General features: G+C 56.1%; 13 protein-coding genes. 7 read left to right on the top strand and 6 right to left on the bottom strand.

Annotated features, from left to right (window positions below):
- Window positions 1-70 precede the first annotated feature (70 nt).
- Genes ACT3R7_RS09315 through ACT3R7_RS09305 form a run of 3 tightly spaced genes read left to right on the top strand, consistent with a single transcriptional unit; the run spans window position 71 to window position 2879 of the window.
- Window positions 71-1300 (top strand): MFS transporter, encoded by a 1230-nt coding sequence (locus tag ACT3R7_RS09315; RefSeq protein WP_225736096.1) that lies wholly within the window; start codon window positions 71-73, stop codon window positions 1298-1300.
- Window positions 1297-1512, top strand: coding sequence for a hypothetical protein (locus ACT3R7_RS09310; protein WP_192537586.1), 216 nt, complete (start codon window positions 1297-1299; stop codon window positions 1510-1512). Before ACT3R7_RS09315 ends, ACT3R7_RS09310 begins: the two co-directional genes overlap by 4 nt.
- Complete coding sequence (locus ACT3R7_RS09305) at window positions 1506-2879, top strand: amidase (RefSeq protein WP_192537585.1); 1374 nt, start codon at window positions 1506-1508, stop codon at window positions 2877-2879. Before ACT3R7_RS09310 ends, ACT3R7_RS09305 begins: the two co-directional genes overlap by 7 nt.
- Window positions 2880-3129: 250 nt before the next feature.
- Here ACT3R7_RS09305 and ACT3R7_RS09300 read toward each other — a convergent pair whose 3' ends face one another.
- Window positions 3130-3825, bottom strand: coding sequence for a FadR/GntR family transcriptional regulator (locus ACT3R7_RS09300; protein WP_192537584.1), 696 nt, complete (start codon window positions 3823-3825; stop codon window positions 3130-3132).
- 145 nt (window positions 3826-3970) lie between these two features.
- On the opposite strand from ACT3R7_RS09300, the gene ACT3R7_RS09295 reads away from it, so the two are divergent.
- The 4 genes from ACT3R7_RS09295 to ACT3R7_RS09280 are packed head-to-tail and all read left to right on the top strand — an operon-like array spanning window position 3971 to window position 7975.
- A complete protein-coding gene (locus ACT3R7_RS09295) occupies window positions 3971-4936 on the top strand; it encodes a sialic acid TRAP transporter substrate-binding protein SiaP (RefSeq protein WP_192537583.1) in 966 nt (321 codons plus the stop codon).
- Window positions 4936-5514, top strand: coding sequence for a TRAP transporter small permease (locus tag ACT3R7_RS09290; RefSeq protein WP_192537582.1), 579 nt, complete (start codon window positions 4936-4938; stop codon window positions 5512-5514). The genes ACT3R7_RS09295 and ACT3R7_RS09290 overlap by 1 nt, the downstream gene beginning before the upstream one ends.
- Window positions 5511-6782 (top strand): TRAP transporter large permease, encoded by a 1272-nt coding sequence (locus ACT3R7_RS09285; protein WP_192537581.1) that lies wholly within the window; start codon window positions 5511-5513, stop codon window positions 6780-6782. Before ACT3R7_RS09290 ends, ACT3R7_RS09285 begins: the two co-directional genes overlap by 4 nt.
- 17 nt (window positions 6783-6799) lie before the next feature.
- On the top strand, window positions 6800-7975 hold the full coding sequence (locus ACT3R7_RS09280; RefSeq protein WP_192537580.1) for a mandelate racemase/muconate lactonizing enzyme family protein: 1176 nt from the start codon (window positions 6800-6802) through the stop codon (window positions 7973-7975).
- Window positions 7976-8067: 92 nt separating this feature from the next.
- Here the strand turns inward: ACT3R7_RS09280 and ACT3R7_RS09275 are convergent, their stop codons facing one another.
- The 5 genes from ACT3R7_RS09275 to fhuE all read right to left on the bottom strand — a co-directional run bounded on the left by ACT3R7_RS09275 (window position 8068) and on the right by fhuE (window position 14218).
- Window positions 8068-8868 (bottom strand): ABC transporter ATP-binding protein, encoded by an 801-nt coding sequence (locus tag ACT3R7_RS09275; protein WP_192537579.1) that lies wholly within the window; start codon window positions 8866-8868, stop codon window positions 8068-8070.
- Window positions 8865-9908 carry a FecCD family ABC transporter permease gene (locus ACT3R7_RS09270; RefSeq protein WP_192537578.1) on the bottom strand — a complete coding sequence of 348 codons (1044 nt, stop codon included), beginning with the start codon at window positions 9906-9908 and terminating at the stop codon, window positions 8865-8867. Before ACT3R7_RS09270 ends, ACT3R7_RS09275 begins: the two co-directional genes overlap by 4 nt.
- Entirely contained in the window at window positions 9905-10993 is a 1089-nt protein-coding gene (locus ACT3R7_RS09265; RefSeq protein WP_192537577.1) for a FecCD family ABC transporter permease, read from the bottom strand. The genes ACT3R7_RS09270 and ACT3R7_RS09265 overlap by 4 nt, the downstream gene beginning before the upstream one ends.
- Window positions 10953-11945 (bottom strand): iron-siderophore ABC transporter substrate-binding protein, encoded by a 993-nt coding sequence (locus ACT3R7_RS09260; protein WP_192537576.1) that lies wholly within the window; start codon window positions 11943-11945, stop codon window positions 10953-10955. Before ACT3R7_RS09260 ends, ACT3R7_RS09265 begins: the two co-directional genes overlap by 41 nt.
- Window positions 11946-12040: 95 nt before the next feature.
- On the bottom strand, window positions 12041-14218 hold the full coding sequence (fhuE, locus tag ACT3R7_RS09255) for a ferric-rhodotorulic acid/ferric-coprogen receptor FhuE (RefSeq protein ID WP_192537575.1): 2178 nt from the start codon (window positions 14216-14218) through the stop codon (window positions 12041-12043).
- Window positions 14219-14526: the final 308 nt, after the last annotated feature.

Below are 14526 nucleotides of genomic sequence, written 5' to 3'. Positions count from 1 at the left end.
AAATATTTGCGTTAGTGATTTATTGAGATTATGCTCTTTAAAGCTAATATTTTGCCTTTTGAGAGAGATCATGTCCATCAACGATTCTGCTCCCCTCCGCCGTTCCTCGAACTGGAATCTGTCTTCCTCCCGTTCTGTTTTCCTGCACACCGCGACAATGATTGCCTTTTTGGCAGCATCGAGTGCGCCTACCCCCCTGTATCAGCTTTATCAGCAGCAGTGGAGCTTTAGCGCAACACTGTTGACGGTGGTTTTTGCCGCTTACGCACTGGCACTGCTTTTGGCACTGCTGGTGACGGGGAGGCTTTCAGATCATATTGGCCGACGCCCGGTTATTACCTTGGCGTTGTCGCTACAGATCATCGCTATGGTGGGCTTTTTGTGTGCGGCCGGGCCGAGTTGGCTGATTGGTGCGCGCGCTCTGCAGGGCTTTGCCACTGGTATGGCTACTGCGGCAGTTGGTGCGGCGATACTCGATGTTGGTCGGGAGCGGGGAGCTGTGATCAACAGCATCTCACCGCTGCTTGGCATGGCAGCCGGTGCGCTAGGCAGTACCTCGTTGGTTGTATTGGCGCCTGATCCGCTGCACATGGTGTACGTGTTACTGCTGGCTATTTTTCTGGTGTTGCTGGGCTTGATTTGGTTGGCGCCGGAGACGGCGGCGAATCGCCCGGGGGCATGGGCAAGCCTGAAACCACGCCTTACCGTGCCGCCGCAAGCGCGCAAGGCTTTGTTATCTGTCACCCCTGCGAACATGGCAGTGTGGATGCTAGGTGGTTTTTATCTATCGCTTATGCCATCGCTGGTCGTTGACGTTACGCATGTAAACACGCCATGGCTGGGTGGGTTTGTCGTCGCAGCACTAACGCTCACCGGCGCCACAGCGGTTCTGGCGGCTCGCAAGTTGCGTTCTTTTACAACCCTCTTGTCTGGTGAACTTGCTTTGGTCGCAGGACTGGTCGTCATTTTGGTCGGGGCTAACCAGGGAAACGCTGTCTTGCTGTTGGTCGGGTCGGTCATTGCGGGGTTCGGGTTTGGCGCGAGCTTTCTCGGGGCTGTGCGCAGTGTTCTGCCGTTGGCCGAGCCCCATGAACGTGCTGCGCTGATGGGCGTGTTTTATATCGAAAGTTATCTGGCTCATAGCGTGCCCACGATGGCTGTCGGCTTCCTGGCTCAGAAGGCCGGCTTGCTGGCTGCGGTCAATATCTATGGTGCGGTGATCACTGCACTGGCCTTGCTCGCCATTATCCTGCTGCTTATGCAAGCGCGCACTTCAATAAAGAAAGGAAATCAAGCATGACTGTTCAAAATGTCTCTCCTATGTCCGCCGAGGAAACTCTGGCTCTAGCTACCAGCCTGGGGCTGCCCCTGGACTCTGAACGTGCGCCAATGATTGCTGATGTGCTGCATCACATACACACGGTCATTGCCCGGCTTGACGAATTACCTATCGATGAATCATGCACTCCTTCATTTGCCTTTGATGCTAGCCAGGGGAACAAACCATGCTAAACCCATTAAACCTGACACTGGCCCAAGCCAGTGCCGCCATCGCGGCACGCGAACTATCGCCAGTAGAATTGGTGGATGCAGCCTTGGCGCGTATTGGTGAGCGAGAGCTCGAGATCAACGCTTTTGTATCTGTATGGGAAAAAGCCGCCCGTCAGCAGGCACTTAAGGCCGAGCGAGACATTCAACATGGCCGTTATCGTGGGCCGCTGCATGGAATTCCTGTCGCACTGAAAGACCTGTTCGATATTGCTGGCCACCCCACCACTGCCAGCTCCCGTGTTCGGGACGGTCATCGGGCAGAGGCCAACAGCGCGGTAACGGATGCCTTGCTGCGTGGCGGAGCCATAATCCTGGGCAAGACACATACGCATGAGTTCGCTTTCGGCCTGACCACACCACAAACGCGCAATCCGCTTGATCCACAGCGTACGCCGGGGGGCTCTAGTGGGGGGGCTGCAGCAGCGGTTGCTTACGGCGGAGCCTGGGCAGCCATGGGGACCGATACCGGTGGCTCGATTCGGGTGCCCGCAGCACTTTGCGGGCTGGTCGGATTCAAGCCGACGTATGGCTTGGTTTCTCGCCACGGCACTATGCCCCTGGCCTGGTCGCTCGATCATGCGGGCCCTATGGCGCGCACGGTAGAGGATGTTGGCCTGTTATTGCAGGCAGTGATGGGCTTTGATGCGCGCGACCCTGCTAGCCGTACTCCTCCTGCCTCTTTCGATATCAACGCACAGTCGAGTGTGCATGGGCTGCGTGTTGGTATCCCACGTAACTATTATTTTGACCACGTTGCGGAGCCAGTCGCTGCGGCTGTTAGGCGTGCGGCAGCACATCTGGAACAACAGGGCGCCGTGCTGGTGGAGGTGGATATTCCGCTGGCTGACTACCTTATTCCGGCTCAGTGGGGCCTGATGGTGGCCGAGGCAGCAACCGTACACGCCAAGGACATACGCCAATCAGCATCGCTATACGGTGATGATGTACGCACCTTGCTCGAAGCCGGACAACTGCTGCCAGCAGGCGTTTATCTGAAGGCGCAGCGTGCCCGAGGCCTCATCGCTAAGCGCTGGTGTTCCCTGTTTTCAGAGATCGACGTTCTGCTGACACCCACCGTGCCCCAGACAGCAGCAAGCTTGGAGCAGGATACGTTTGATTGGGAAGACGGCAGCCAAGAGAGTGTCTCCGAAGCGTATGTGCGCTTATGCGCACCCGCCAATGTGACAGGACTACCCGCACTGACGGTGCCATTTGGTAAGGATCATCAAGGGCTGCCCGTAGGCGTCCAGATTATGGGCAAGGCATTTGATGACGCCAAAGTGCTACAGGTTGGGCGTGCCATTGAGCAGCCTCTTTCCCCCATTTAACAGGCATTAAGTTTCGATAAAGGGGTGTGACGTTAAGGCTGCTACCAAGGATTGCTTGATAGTTGCCTTAAGCACCAGGTTGTACAGAACGGCCAAGCACATCCACATCTTCTTCAGGCCTGTGTCTCCATATCAGCAGTAAATGCATGCTTACGCTTGCATGCCCCATGCCGTCCCAACGGTATCATCATCGGTTTTCCGGTTACCGGGTCGTCGATGACGCGGTTTTCCAAGCGCAAAGATATTGCGCTTACGGCTGGCCATGCAAAATGCGCGAAAGTGAAGCTTCGATATGGCGCTGCATGGACGTTCTTGCCTGCGTTTCATCAGCCGCACGAATAGCCTCAATGATCGCAGCGTGCTCCTGGGTGACCTGTTTGGACTGAAGAAACCTGGGTAAATCCGATGTTTTTTGGCCTAGTTTGGCAGAAAAAATCACCCCAGTTTGTAGGGCTAATATGGAGCTAAGAAGAAACTTATTACCCGATGTTTTAGCAATTTGTAGATGGAAATCAAAATCCTCCTGAGTGCCTTGTCCGCCATTTCGAAAGACTTCTTGTAAATTGCGGCTCTTGGCTTCAATACGCTCAATATCACTTTCGCTACGTTTTGATGCAGCTAAAGCCGCCGACTCAGTTTCAATTAACATTCGGAAATCAAACAGCGCAATCATGTCGCTAAAGTTGTTAACAAAATTTGGTGCATCAAGTGCTGTAGTGGGTCTTGCGACGACAAAAAGTCCAGAACCTTGGCGGGATGCTACAAGGCCTTCAGCTTTCAGTTGCGCAACAACTTCCCTTACCGCGCTGCGACTTAACTCATAGCGGCTCGATAGCTCAGCCTCTGTGGGTAACCGCGAACCGCGAAGATATTGGCCGCGAAGAATCCAGCTTCGCATGTCCTCATGTAAGTCTTTAGTCTTTTCTACCTTAGTCTTTGTTGTCACGTTTAATAACTCCTTATTTTATTTATTCTACTTTTAAAACAAAGCCATATTTCCATTTTTCTAAGCTCACAACAAACAAATTGATAAATTTGTTTAGCCGGAGTGTACTGTCAAGGGCGGGTTGAAAACTAATAAGGAGTTAATAATGCGAGCACGTCATCAACTAACAACTTTTCTTCTTGCGTTGTCGTTAGCACCTTTAGCTCAAGCTAATGACTTTGTGTTTGGTCATATCTATGAGGCAAGCCATAGTCATCATAAATGGGCGCTATGGGCGGCTGAGGAAATCGAAAAGCGCAGCGAGGGGCGGCACAGTATTGAGGTTTTTCCTTCATCCCAGCTAGGTAATGAGGTTGAGCTTAACGAAGGCCTCGACCTGGGGACGGTAGACATCATTTATACCGGTAATGCATTCGCGGGGAATGCTTATCCGCCGATTGCGCTGGGTAGTGCGCCTTTCGTTTTCCGAGACTTTGATCACTGGATGGCTTATTCAAAAAGCGACCTTTTCCAGGAACTTGCCGAGGGGTATGAAGATACTACCGGGCATGTACCGCTTGGTTTGATCTATTTCGGCCAGCGCCACGTCACCGCCAATAAGCCGATCCTTACCCCAGATGATATGCAGGGCATGAAAATTCGTGTGCCGGATGCTCCGCTGTTACTGATGTTCCCCAGAGCGGTGGGGGCCAACCCTACGCCAATCGCCTTTTCGGAAGTCTACCTGGCGCTTCAGCAAGGTGTGGTTGATGGCCAGGAGAACCCTTTGCCCATCATCCAGGCGATGAAGTTTGATGAAGTACAGTCCGATATTTCGTTGACCGGGCATATCTTTGATAGCCAGCCGATCATTATGAACGGTAGCGCTTGGTCACAGCTCTCCGCCGAGGATCAGGCGCTATTCCAGGACGTTTTCAGCGAAGCTGCCGAGCAGGGCAGCCTGGATATCCACCAGCAAGAGCAAGACTTGGTGCCTTGGTTCCAGGAGCAGGGAACGCAAGTGCATGAGGTAGACCGCGAACCCTTCGCTGAAATGGTAAGGCCGAAACTGACCGATGAGAACGCCGGTTGGACCGTTGATCAATACCAGCGTTTGGAGGCGATTGAGTAATGATGGGGGATAAAGGCGATCACCGTGGTGAAGTAGCGGCGATGTCAGCACAACCCGGCCGCGAGAGCGTGGCCGGGAGTGATCTTGAGCAACCGCTTGGCGTCTGCGCGGATAGTCCGCCGCCCAAATGGGTGTTTGAAGATCATGTGGCACTAGGGGTTCTGGTGCTGCTGGGTGGCGTGGTTTTTGCGCAGTTTTTGTCGCGCTATGTATTTAACCACTCCATCGGCTGGACTGAAGAGGGCGCCCGCATGCTATTGGTGCTGCTGGTGTTCATTGGCGCGGCGGGCGCTGCTTCCCGACGTGGCCATATTTACGTGGAAATCCTTGAGCTCATCTTGCCGGATAAGGCGAAGCGTTGGCTGCGAGGATTCAATAACCTGCTTAGCGCAGCATTTTTTGGCTACGTGGCATGGCTTGCATGGCAGGTCGGCCAAAGGGTTTGGCATTCCAGCATGAGTACGCTGCCGATCTCGAAAGGCTGGCTTTATACCGTGGTTGCCGTAGCCTGCGCGGCGATGGCATTTCGTTTGGCCCGCCAGGGCATTGCTTTCTGGCGAGGCAAGGAGGAGAAATGATCATTCTGCTTTTCGTAGCGTTGGCGTGTCTGCTATTGATCGGTGCGCCGGTCGCGGTAGCGTTGGCTGGGTCATCGCTGGTTTATCTACTGGCCTCTGGCCGGATCCCGGATATTATTCTGATTCAGCGCATGGTGGGTGGTGTCGATAGCTTTCCGCTACTCGCTGTGCCTTTTTTCATCCTGGCAGGCAACTTGATGAATGTCTGCGGGGTAACCGAGCGAATCTTCCGCTTCGCCGATGCGATGGTGGGGTGGACGCGCGGTGGCCTGGGGCACGTTAACGTAGGCGCCTCGGTGATATTTGCGGGTATGTCGGGTGCGGCAATCGCTGATGCTGGTGGCTTGGGTGCCGTTGAGATCAAGGCAATGCGCGATAAAGGCTACGATGTTGATTTTGCCGTGGGAATTACCGGGGCTTCCTCGACAGTCGGGCCGATTATTCCGCCGTCGCTTCCGCTTGTGGTCTATGGGGTTGTGGCGTCTGCATCCATTGGCCAGCTGTTCATTGCCGGCATTGTGCCTGGCTTACTGATTGCGGCGATGCTGATGGCGATGGTCGCAGTGATCTCTCATCGGCGTGGCTATCCGATTGGCGAGCGCTTCTCGCTACGCCGTCTGCTTTCTACGTTTATACATGCAGCGCTTTCGCTGCTTATCCCCGTCATTATCGTAGGCGGTATCGTGCTGGGGATTTTTACCCCAACCGAGAGCGCTATTGCGGCCGTGGCCTATGTATTGGTATTGGCAACGCTGGTTTATCGCAGCGCAGGTTGGCGTCAGATCATCACCGTCTTTCGCGAAACGGTGGAAATGACTTCTGTGGTGCTGCTTATCGTTGCCGCCTCTTCGATCTTTGCCTGGATTTTGACGCGTGAAGGCGTTCCTGCTGCGTTCGCAGAAGCGGTGATGACGGTAGCCGATAATCCTATCGTTATTCTGATACTGATCAATCTGATTTTGTTAGTGGTCGGCTGCTTTATGGAGACGGTTGCAGCCATCACCATCCTGACACCCGTGCTGCTGCCACTGGCTATTCAAGCGGGCGTCGACCCCGTTCAGTTCGGCATCATTATGGTGCTGAACCTGATGATTGGTCTACTCACGCCCCCGGTTGGGCTAGTGCTTTTCATTCTGGCTCGCGTCGCCGATATCTCATTCCCCCGTGCGGTAAAGGCAACGCTTCCCTTTATCGCGGCGCTTCTGGTGTCACTGCTGTTGATCACGTTTATTCCTGCTTTGACGCTATGGCTGCCTAGCCTGATTTAGTCTGGAGATTTAGTCGTATGAACCATCTGCAAAATAACCGCTCGGTTGCCCAGGATGCTGTTATAGAGGCGATTGATATGGTGCCCATCGGTAGCTATCTACCGGCGGACGGGGGCTATGGAAGCGCTCGGGAAATCGGCCATGCGCGAATGGCAACTCTCGTTTTCGTGCGTCTATCGGCGGGTATTATAGGTATTGGCGAATGCTATGGCCCGCCAAAGACCACACTTGCCTACCTGGATATCCTTCGCGAGGCTTACGTGGGCAAAAGCGCGTTTGATCATCGAGTGATCTGGCGGCGTATGACGAACGTGCTTTATCACGTACGTGCCCAAAGCCAGCTTGCTGCTGCCGTTAGTGGTTTGGATATCGCCCTACACGATGCCTTGGGCAAACTGCTGGGACTACCGATCTACCGATTATTGGGCGGGGAAGAGCAAGAGTCGGTGCAGGTGTATGCGTCTGGCGGCTATTTCCATGAGCCCGCGGCACTGCCATTGGAAGCGCAGCTCGAACGCGTTGCCGGACAGTTTGAAGGCTACAAGATTAAAATCGGTCATGGCGTCAAAAGTGACCTTGAGCGGATGCAGAGTGCCCGCCAAATTCTGGGTGATGATGTAGCGATCATGGCGGATATTAACGGTGCCTACACGGCGGATATCGCGCTGGAGTCGATGGCTGCTTTGACACCGCTGCGTCCTTATTGGATTGAGGAGCCGGTAGCGCCGGAGGATCTTCCCGGTTTTCGCCGCCTTGCAGCTCGCCGTGCAGGCCGCATTGCAGCGGGCGAGGCGTCGGTCAATGCAGTGGAGTTTCGTGAGTTGGCCGCCACGGGAGGCGTTGACGTTCTAATGCCGGACCTCAACCTGTGTGGTGGCTATGTAGAGGCACTGCGCATCGCTGATATGGCCCATCTCAACGGGTTAAGAATCTCGCCTCACGTCTGGGGAAGTGCCGTTGGGATTATGGCGGCGGCGCATTTCGCGGCCGCGATCCCGCCGCAGCCGCACCCGGACCGAGCCCACACCCCGACCTGGGTTGAGTTCGACGTGTCGGCAGACAACCCGCTGCGTGAAGCGCTTCTGACGGAGCCGCTAACGCTTTCTCAGGGCCGCCTGGCCTTATCTGAATTACCGGGGCTGGGGATAGAAATCGACAATGAGCGGTTGAAAGCACTCAAGATCGATTGCTAAGAGTTGAGTCAGGCGGGTAATGTTCTACCCGCCTGTTCAGGCCAGCCACTACATTAAATACCCCTCTTTAGCTGCAAAAGAGGGGTATTGCTTTATTTACACGCTCCATGCCGCCCCAGCGGTATCATCATCGGTTTGCCGGTTACCGGGTCGTCGATGACTCGGCTTTCCAGGCCAAATACATCACGGACCATCTGTTCGGTAAATACTTCTTCCGGTTCGCCAACCGCGTAGATGTTGCCGCCCGCCATGGCGACCAGTCTATCGGCGTAGCGGGCGGCCAGGTTGAGCTCATGAAGCACCATCACAATCGTTGTGCCACGGGTCTGGTTTAAGTCGGTAAGCAGGTCGAGCACTTCGATCTGGTGGTTGATATCCAGAAAGGTGGTGGGTTCATCCAGCAGCAGTACGTCGGTTTGCTGGGCCAGCGCCATGGCGATCCATACCCGCTGGCGCTGCCCGCCGGAGAGTTCGTCCACCGCGCATTCGGCCAGAGCAGTCATATGGGTAGCACTCAAGGCGTCTGCCACGGCGGCTTCGTCGGCAGCACTCCACCGCTTGAAAAGCCCTTGGTGCGGGTGGCGGCCTCTGCTCACCAGTTCAAGCACGGTAATGCCTTCTGGCGCGATGGGAGATTGGGGTAGAAAGCCCAGCTGCTGCGCTAAACGGCGGGTGGGTAGTCGGTGAATGGCATTGCCATCGAGTAGCACCTCGCCTTGTTCAGGAGTAAGCAGCCGCGAGAGCACGCGCAGAAGGGTCGATTTTCCACAGGCGTTGGCGCCCACAATGGCGGTCGTTTTCCCGGCTTGAACCGTCAGGCTGACGTCATTGAGTATGGTACGTTCGCCATAGCCTGCAACCAGGCTCTGGGCGAGTAGCGACGAAGCGCTCATAGGGTGCCTCTGCTTTTGTTGTCGCGAAGTATCAGATAAACCAGATAGGGTGCGCCTAATACGCCGGTCACAATGCCGACCGGATAGCGGGCGGGTAACAAGAACTGGCCCGCATAGTCGCCCAGTAGAACGAGCAGGGCGCCTACCAGCGCAGAAGGTATCAGCAGCGAGCCGCGATGCGCCATCAGGCGTGACGCAATAGGGCCGGATAGAAACGCCACAAAAGCGATCGGGCCTGAAACGGCCGTGGCAAAGGCGACCAGCGCCACGGCCGAGATCACAATGGTAATACGCGTGGTGGCTAAGCGAACGCCCAACCCCGCCGCGATATCATCCCCCATGCGCAGGGTTTCAAGATCGCGGCTGCGGCTTAACAGCAGCCCGCCGAACAGCAGCAGGGCGATCAACAACGGCAGCGCCTGATCAAGCTGGGCACCGTTTACGCTGCCGGTAATCCAACGCAGCGCTTCTTGTAGCGTCCAGCTGGGGGCGCGCATCAGCAGATAAGCGGTAACGCTTTGCAGCATCGCGGCGAGCCCGATCCCGATCAAGATCAGCCGCCCGCCGGTGACGCCTTGCCGCCAGGAAAGCATATAGATCAACAGCGCAACGCCTAGCCCGGCAACAATTGCCACGACAGATACGGCTGGGCCGCTCATGGAAAACACCACGATAGCGAACACGGCGCCGGTGCTCGCCCCGGTGCTGATGCCAATAATATCGGGGCTGGCGAGTGGGTTGCGCAGCATGGTTTGAAAGGCGATACCCCCCAGGCCGAAACAGGCGCCGGTAAGTATTGAGATAACCGCGCGTGGCAAGCGTAACTCACGCACGGTAAAACCTGCGCCGGGCACCTCGGCACCACCGAGAATGCGTAGCACCGTTGTAAGTGGTGTGAATGACTGCCCCAGCGTTAGGGTCAACATTACACCGGCTAGCAGGATAGCCCCTAAAATCGCCAGCATACGCACGCGCTGTCTGGCTTGCACCCGGCGCATTTGGCTGAACCTGGCGGCTGGTTGAAGCGTCAGGCGGTTCATAGGGAGCCTACTTTGCGGTTGCGTACGATCCAGATAAACACGGGCGCGCCAATAAAAGCGGTGACGATACCCACATCAAGTTCGGAAGGGTGCGCCACCAGTCGGCCAAATACATCTGAAAGCGTTAACAGAACAGCGCCTGCCAAGGCGGAGAACGGCAACAACCAGCGGTAATCGCCCCCGACCAGCAGTCGGCAGGCGTGCGGCACGACTAAACCCACAAAACCAATCGGGCCACATATCGCGGTGATAGGGCCACACAGCAGTACTGCGCCCACCGCCGACATGGCCCGGGCGACGGCGACTTTTTCGCCCAGCCCGGCGGCGGTATCGTCGCCCAGCGCCAGCAGGTTGAGCTTACGCGCGGCCAGTAGGGTGATTACAAAACCAGCAGCCAAAAAGGGCAGCACGGGCGTGATTTGTTCATAGGTGGCGCCGCCGACACCGCCTACCAGCCAGGACTGCACCAGCCCGCCAATATCGCCACGTGGCAATATAACGGCGGTGGCAAGCGAGCTTAATGCCGCCGTGGTAGCGGCTCCGGCAAGCGCCAGCCTAAGGGGCGTGGCGCCACCACGGGCGAGGCTTGCTATCGCGTAAACCGCCACGGCGGCAAGCCCGGCCCCCAGAATGGCCGTCCAAATATAGGCGGTGGTTTCATCGATCCCAAACCAGGCGATGCCGATCACAATCGCCAACGCCGCCCCGGCATTCACGCCTAAAAGGCCGGGGTCTGCGAGCGGGTTACGCGTAAGGCCCTGCATAACGCCACCCGATACGCCCAGCGCGGCACCAGCAAGCACTGCCAGCAGAGTACGCGGCAAACGGCTGGCCACTGCGGCGTCGCCAATGGTGTCAACTTGTCCGCTGAGCGCTGCAATAATCTCTGGCCAGCCAACTTCGCGGGCACCGAACGCTACGGAAAGCATTAACGCAAGGGCAAGCAACGCTAGCAGCAGTAGGCCACCCGCAAAGCGCGTGCTCAGCTTTTTACGCGATTGAGTGGTGCGAGTGGCTGGCCTGAGGTGAGGCGCTGTAACACCGCTACTCTGCGTGGTGGGCGGCTTCTGAGAGCAGGTCAGCATAATCGTCTAACAACCATGAAATCGACATCGGAGTAGGGTTGGCCGCGGTACCCAGCGGGCTATTGTCGAGCAACACGATGGCGCCGCGCTCAACCACCGGAAGCCGGGAGGTCAGCGGGTGGGCTTCGAGCTGGTCAATCAGCGCCTGCCCGCCATAGGTCACGAGAATATCCACATCATTAAGCTCATCGATCAGCTCTGAGCTGATTTCGCCCGAGAATTTTCCGGGGGCCGAGTTCTGTTTGACTACCTCAGGCGAGGTCAGCCCGAGATCATGGAAAAATCGCACCCGCGCATCGTTGTCGGTATAGAACGAGATGCGGCCCAAATTGGTGGGGTCAAGGTGGGTAACGAACATGGCCGTTTTTCCGGCAAGCTCGGGGTGGTTCGCGGCGGTATCGGCAATCTGTGCATCAAGGCGCTCGATCAGCGCCTGGCCTTCATCGCTCATGCCCATGCCTGCACTATTGAGACGGATCATATCGCGCCAGTCCGTCGCCCAGGGCCCTTCGGAGTAGGCGACTACCGGGGCAATCTGGCTCAGGGTGGTATAGTCCGCCTGGCTAAGGCCTGAGTACGCGGCAAGGATGACATCCGGCTGGCTGGCAGCCACGGCTTCAAAATCAATGCCGTCGCCTTCATCGAAGAGCGCCGGGGGTGATACTTCGAGTTCTTCAAGTTTGGCATCGACCCAGGGAAGCAGGCCATCGCCGTTGGGGGCGCCAAAGTTGGCGGCAGCAAAGCCCACCGGTACCACGCCAAGCGCCAGCGGCACCTCGTGGTTGGCCCAGGCTACCGTCGCGATCCGTTCGGGTTTTTCCTGAAGTACCGTCGTGCCCAGGGCATGTTCGATTTCAAGCGGGTATTGCTGTGCGCTTGCCAGCGTTGAGGCAAGCGTAAGGGTGGCAAGAGCTGCCAAGCCGAGCGTTTTGCGGTTACGTAACCAGGTCATTAGGTTCTCCGGTTCAATTATGCAAGCGCCTCCACCCGATAAGTACCGAATGGAGGCGATCTTGTCAGCACGGTGCTAACGCTTGCGCCAGCAAGTTAGAACGCGTAGCGCAGCGTTGAGGAGATGCTGCGTGGCTCGCCATAAACGCCGTAGCCACCCACATTGCTGTAGTACTTCTCGTCGAACAGGTTCTTCACGTTAACCTGAAGCGATAGCTCCGGCGTGAACTGGTAGCGACCGAAAAGGTTGGCCAGAGTGTAGCTATCCTGCTCGTATTCGGTAGGAATACCTGCTGGTGTAGACAGGTTGCCGGCGAAAAGGCTGCTTTGCCAGTTAACCCCGCCGCCCACGGTCAGCTCAGGTTTCTGCGGCACGTTGTAGCTTGCAAACAGGTTGAACAAGGAGCGCGGCTGGTTAATATTGAGCGTGTCGTCTTCGGTCTTCGCGGTGAAGTGAGAGTAGCCAACGGTCATATCCAGATCATCAGTCACTGCACCGCTCAGCTCTACTTCAAAGCCTTCGCTCACGACACCTTCAGCGGCGGTATAAAACGTCTCGGTTTGGCCTGGGCCCATCGGGAGGGCTGCGGCAACGTTTTCCTGCTCAATACGGAAGACCGAGAAGGAGCCGTTAAGCAAGCCGTTGAGCCAGGCCGCCTTGAGGCCGGTTTCGTAGTTCTTACCTACCACCGGGTCCAGGTAAGTGCCGTCAACATTGAGGTAATTCTGTGGCTCGAAAATCTCGGTGTAGCTGGCAAAGGCCGAGTAGGTATTGTTGAAGTCGTATACTAGACCACCATAAGGCGTGACTTCGTACTTGCTCTGTTGATCAAGGCTGCGGAATTGGGTCATGCCTTCCCACTCGGTATAGCGTGCGCCGACAATCAGTGTTAGCGGGTCAGCAAGCGAGAAGCGGGAAGCGGTATAAACGGCTTTCTGACGGGTGCTGGATGCTTCAGAGGGAGTAAAGGGCGCCCAGCCTTCGTTGGGGGCCGAACCGTCCCAGCTATTGAAATCATCGACGGTAAACCCATCAATAAAGGTGTTTTCGTAGTTATTGGTCTGGTCGCTGTAGTTGCCGCCGATGACCAGCTCATGCTCACGGCCTAAAAGCGCAAATGGGCCGCTTGCCTGCACGTCTACAGAGTCGACTTCACGGTGCCCACGGTTCCACCCGGTAAAGAAGGTAACGCCGCCAGCACCCATTTGATCCGGTAGGGTTGATTCCACGTAGGGGTAGGCCAGCTTGCCGTCCATATCGGTTTTTTCATGAGCGCCGACTACGCGCACCTGCCAGTCGTTGTCGAACCGGTGGCTGATTTCCGCGAAAACTTTCTCGGACTCGAAGTCATAATAGGACCAGTCCGGCGCCACGCTGAACGAGCGCGAATAGTTGGTGGGCGTCCCGTCACTGAACCATAGCGGTAAACCACCCCAGGTGGGCGAGGAGGTGTGGCTATCCTGATAGTCAAAACCCAGGGAGAGCGTTGTAGATTCAGTTACGTCGGCATCGATAATACCGTAGCCGAAGGTGCGACGCTTGTCCTGGCGGTCAAGGTGGGCACCACCTTCCTCATAACCGCCGATAAAGCGAGCGCGTACATTGCCAGAGGCCGTGAGCGGCGTGGTGACATCGACGGTTGTGCCACGCTTGTCCCAACTGCCCACGGTGCCGGAAATAGAGCCAGTAAGTTCGCGGCTGTCGGCGTGTTTACGTACGAAATTGATCGATGCTCCGGGGTTGCCCGAGCCCGTGGTCAAGCCGTTGGCGCCACGGATTACTTCCACACGGTCGTAGATCGCTGTATTTAGCCGTCCCTCTCCAAAATACCAGCGATTATCTCGATTGAGCGTAGGAATCCCATCGTATTGGAAGCTATTGATACGAAATCCGCGCGATGCGAAGCTAACGCGATCACTATCGACATTGCGCACCGAAATACCGGTAGTGTTACTCAACACCGACTCGATGGAATCCAGATTCTGATCCTGGATGCGTTGTTCCGTAACGATACTAATGGCTTGCGGCAGCTCTTTCTGGGTAAGCGTTAAACCGGTGCCTGCACTGGTGGTGCGCCGCGTGTAGCCAACGTTTTCATACAGATTGGTGCCGGTCACCGTGACGGTACTCAGCGCTTCAGGACTATCGGCGCTAGTGGTTTGCGCGAAAGCGCTACCAGAGGCGAGTAAAGAGGCGGAAACAAGCGCGGTTAGCGTGGCATGTTGCACTGGCCGCCGGGCCGTGTTCAAGACATGAAGTGATGACGTTTTCATAGGATCCCTTGCACGCCTTGACGGCGCTTGTTCGCTGGTTTTGTGTCGATTAATGGCGAAGGATCATATAAAAACGGTTCTTAAATGTAAATGTACATGAGAATGTTTAATATTCGTGGCAGGATCTGTTTGGCATGCCTGAAGGGACAGTTATGTTCTTGAAAAAGCACAGCATAATTATGTATCTACTGGCTTTTGCCAAGCAATAGGGGGTATTGGCGCTGTTGGTCGTCCACCGTTTAGGGTTTAAACGGTGGAGCGAGGTTGACGCTTACTTATAGGGGGAGCGATAACGGTAAGCGCTACGA

It is taken from the genome of Halomonas sp. AOP43-A1-21, assembly GCF_052376775.1.
Classification (GTDB): Bacteria; Pseudomonadota; Gammaproteobacteria; order Pseudomonadales; family Halomonadaceae; genus Vreelandella; species Vreelandella colorata.
Note: the sequence above shows the minus strand (reverse complement) of the source record. Positions and strands in the feature narration are given on the sequence as shown.

Bases quoted from the DNA above. Each gene is read 5' to 3' on its own strand.
- ACT3R7_RS09265 (WP_192537577.1), bottom strand. From the start codon at position 10,993: ATGCTGACCTGCTCTCAGAAGCCGCCCACCACGCAGAGTAGCGGTGTT.
- fhuE (WP_192537575.1), bottom strand. From the start codon at position 14,218: ATGAAAACGTCATCACTTCATGTCTTGAACACGGCCCGGCGGCCAGTG.
- ACT3R7_RS09310 (WP_192537586.1), top strand. From the start codon at position 1,297: ATGACTGTTCAAAATGTCTCTCCTATGTCCGCCGAGGAAACTCTGGCT.
- ACT3R7_RS09315 (WP_225736096.1), top strand. From the start codon at position 71: ATGTCCATCAACGATTCTGCTCCCCTCCGCCGTTCCTCGAACTGGAAT.
- ACT3R7_RS09275 (WP_192537579.1), bottom strand. From the start codon at position 8,868: ATGAGCGCTTCGTCGCTACTCGCCCAGAGCCTGGTTGCAGGCTATGGC.
- ACT3R7_RS09295 (WP_192537583.1), top strand. From the start codon at position 3,971: ATGCGAGCACGTCATCAACTAACAACTTTTCTTCTTGCGTTGTCGTTA.
- ACT3R7_RS09285 (WP_192537581.1), top strand. From the start codon at position 5,511: ATGATCATTCTGCTTTTCGTAGCGTTGGCGTGTCTGCTATTGATCGGT.
- ACT3R7_RS09305 (WP_192537585.1), top strand. From the start codon at position 1,506: ATGCTAAACCCATTAAACCTGACACTGGCCCAAGCCAGTGCCGCCATC.
- ACT3R7_RS09280 (WP_192537580.1), top strand. From the start codon at position 6,800: ATGAACCATCTGCAAAATAACCGCTCGGTTGCCCAGGATGCTGTTATA.
- ACT3R7_RS09290 (WP_192537582.1), top strand. From the start codon at position 4,936: ATGATGGGGGATAAAGGCGATCACCGTGGTGAAGTAGCGGCGATGTCA.
- ACT3R7_RS09260 (WP_192537576.1), bottom strand. From the start codon at position 11,945: ATGACCTGGTTACGTAACCGCAAAACGCTCGGCTTGGCAGCTCTTGCC.
- ACT3R7_RS09270 (WP_192537578.1), bottom strand. From the start codon at position 9,908: ATGAACCGCCTGACGCTTCAACCAGCCGCCAGGTTCAGCCAAATGCGC.